The sequence below is a fragment of the Rhizobacter sp. P3_B12 genome (assembly GCF_056402895.1).
Window position 1 is genome coordinate 1 of the sequence record NZ_JBFUGN010000775.1, and the last position, 2,997, is coordinate 2,997.

A 2,997-nucleotide genomic window follows, 5' to 3' on the forward strand; every position below is an offset into this window, starting at 1 on the left:
GGCGGCAGCTCGCCGGCATCGGGGCCGAGGGCATCGGCGGCCTGGTCGAGGCGGGCGTCGAGGTCGTCGAGCTCGGCCGCCTGCACCAGGCCGAGGTGGCGTTCGGGCAGCGCGATCTGCTCGTCGCGCGGCAACGCGCCCCACCAGCGCATCGAGGCAGGCAGGCTCTCGCGCAGCAGCGCGGCGTGGCTGTCGCCGGCGACGCGGTTGGCGAGCACGCCGGCCAGCGCGAGGCCGTCGCGGTAGCTCGCGAGGCCGAGCGCGATCGCGCCGAAGGTCTGCGCCATCGCGCTGCCGTCGATCACCGTGAGCACCGGCAGCCCGAAGCGCAGCGCGAGGTCGGCGCTGGACGGCGTGCCGTCGTGCAGCCCCATCACGCCTTCGACGAGGATCAGGTCGGCGTGTTGTGCGGCCTCGTGCAGCAGCGCGCGGCAGTGCGCCTCGCCGCCCATCCACAGGTCGAGCTGGTGGACGGGCGCGCCGCTGGCGCGGGCGAGGATCATCGGGTCGAGGAAATCGGGCCCGGCCTTGAAGACCCGCACGCGGCGACCGCGGCGGGCGTGCAGGCGCGCGAGCGCGGCGGTGACGCTGGTCTTGCCCTGGCCCGAAGCGGGCGCGGACACCAGCAGGGCAGGGCAGCGCACGGGGCGCAGCTCGGGGACTTGCATCGAAGGACAACTCGCAACAGACCGGCCGTCGCCCTGCTTCCCCGCAGGGTTTCGTGAACAGGCATGCGCTGCGTTGCCGCGGGCGCGCACCCACTGGGTTGGCCGGTCTCCGGGCTGGCGGACGTCTTCCGTGCACCCTTCCCATCGGCCGGGGCCGACAGTGGGTCGATTCGCACGGGAGCGCTCTCCGGGGGAGGGCGTCCGCTTACCGTTGCGGGGGCAGCTCAGGTTGGATCCGCCCCGGCAGGGCTCGTCTTCCTGATTCCCGTTTCACTGCCGCGACCGGACGGCCGCGGCGAGCACCAACGTGGGCGGCATGATAGCTGCGCGCGTCCTGCGACCAAAGAAATCGGTTTTGTATGACCATCGAACGGGGCATGCGTGGAAAATCGGGTTCTCTGGATGCGTGATGGACGCTTCGAATCGCCCGTTGATGGCGGTCCCACCTGGAAGACTCATGCTGATCAAGTCGATTCAACTCAAGCAATTCCTGAGCTTTGGCGAGGCGTCAGAGCCCATCCCGCTGCAAGCGTTGAACGTGGTGATCGGGCCGAACGGGTCCGGCAAGTCCAACCTGCTGGAGTTCGTCGAGCTTCTCAAAGGCGCGCCCAAGGACCTCACGACGCTGATTCGAGATGGCGGCGGCGTGCGGGACTGGCTCTGGAAGGGGCAGAACGTGTCGCCTGTTGCGTATCTGGAAGCCGTCGTCTGCAATCCGAAGGGGCCTCAGGCGCTGCGGTACACGCTGGCATTCACCGAAGTCGGGCAGCGGTTCCAGGTTGTCGATGAGCGCATCGAATTCGAGACGGCTTTGCCGGGCAAGCCGCAACCCTACTTTCACTACCGATTCCAGAATGGTCACGGCGTACTGAACGTGAAGGGCACGCAGCGCCGCCTGGAGCACGAGGACATCGACCCATCTCAGTCCATCCTCGCCCAGCGTCGCGACCCGGATCAGTACCCGGAGATCACATACCTGGGGCAAGTGCTCGGCAAGATCCGCCTGTATCGAGAGTGGAGCTTCGGGCGTTGCACCGCGCCCCGCATGCCCCAGAAGGCCGATCTGCCGACCGATGCGCTGGAGGCAGATTGCAGCAATCTGGGCCTGGTGCTGAATCGGCTGCGCCGTGATCCTGCTGTCAAGGCGAAGCTGCTCAAGTCGCTGCAGGTGCTCTATGAAGGCATCGATGACTACGATGTGCAGATCGAAGGCGGTACCGTCCAGGTCTTCTTGCATGAAGGAGCGAAGACGATTCCGGCCACGCGGCTGTCGGACGGTACCTTGCGTTACCTGTGCCTCCTGGCCATCCTTTGTCATCCAGATCCACCGCCCTTGATCTGCATCGAAGAGCCGGAGCTGGGTCTGCACCCCGATGTCTTGCCTCGATTGGGCGAACTCTTGAAAGAAGCCTCGCAACGCTGTCAGTTGATCGTGACGACGCATTCCGATGTGCTCGTCGATTCGATGACCGACACGCCGGACGTGGTGCTGATTGCGGAGAAAGGGCCCGACGGAACCCGGTTGCGGCGTCTTGAGGCCGACAAGCTCAAGCCATGGCTGGAGAAGTACCGGCTTGGAGCCTTGTGGACCCGCGGTGACATCGGAGGTACGCGGTGGTGAAGCTCTTCGTCGAAGGCGGTGGCGATGGAAAGTCGCTGCGGACGGAGTGCCGACAGGCCATTGCCGAGTTTTTGCGCAAGGCGGGACTGGCGGGGCACATGCCGCGCACGGTTGCGTCCGGAAGCAGGCAGCAGGCGTACGAGGATTTCTGCACGGCGGTCCTGGGTGGCGAACCGGCGATGCTGCTGGTCGACAGCGAAGGTCCCGTGGCGCCGCGGAACCAAGAGGGCGAGCCGTCTGATTGGCGACCCTGGGCGCACTTGGCTCAGAGAACCGGCGATGGTTGGGTAGCGCCTGCCGGCGCGACGGAAAGCCAGTGCCATCTGATGGTCGAGTGCATGGAGAACTGGTTTCTCGCGGACCGTGAAGCGCTCCAGGCATTCTTCGGCGCGGGCTTCCGGCCCGGTTCGTTACCGTCTGCAGAGTTGCCGATCGAAGGCATCGGCAAGGCGCAGGTGTTCAAGGCGCTGAGTTCAGCGACGGGCCAATGCAAGACCAAGTCGGCATATGGCAAGGGCGAGCATTCGTTCAAGTTGCTCGCCAGCATCGGTCCAGAGAAGGTGACGGCCGCTTCGCGTTGGGCAAAGCGCTTCGTTGACGAGACGAAGCGGGTGATGGGCGGGTGAGTCCTGCCGCTCGGCGCTCAGGTATCGCCCTGATTCTTTCGCGGCGAAATTGCCAGCCATAATGCGGCCCATGTCCGCGAAG

At 65.9% G+C, this 2,997-nt stretch carries 3 protein-coding genes and 1 riboswitch; of the genes, 2 read left to right on the forward strand and 1 reads right to left on the reverse strand.

The features are described 5' to 3' along the window. Positions 1-668 (reverse strand): nucleotide-binding protein (locus tag AC1D01_RS27785; RefSeq protein WP_477872156.1); only part of this gene is annotated, 668 nt, incomplete at its 3' end. Between the two features lie 83 nt (positions 669-751). Beyond that, positions 752-990, reverse strand: a riboswitch (cobalamin riboswitch). 135 nt (positions 991-1,125) lie between these two features. On the opposite strand from AC1D01_RS27785, the gene AC1D01_RS27790 reads away from it, so the two are divergent. Together AC1D01_RS27790 and AC1D01_RS27795 are read left to right on the forward strand one after the other, a co-directional pair. Continuing rightward, positions 1,126-2,289, forward strand: a complete 1,164-nt coding sequence (locus AC1D01_RS27790) for an AAA family ATPase (protein WP_477872158.1) — start codon at positions 1,126-1,128, stop codon at positions 2,287-2,289. Beyond that, positions 2,283-2,915, forward strand: coding sequence for a DUF4276 family protein (locus AC1D01_RS27795; protein WP_477872160.1), 633 nt, complete (start codon positions 2,283-2,285; stop codon positions 2,913-2,915). The genes AC1D01_RS27790 and AC1D01_RS27795 overlap by 7 nt, the downstream gene beginning before the upstream one ends. The last annotated feature ends 82 nt before the right edge of the window (positions 2,916-2,997 follow it).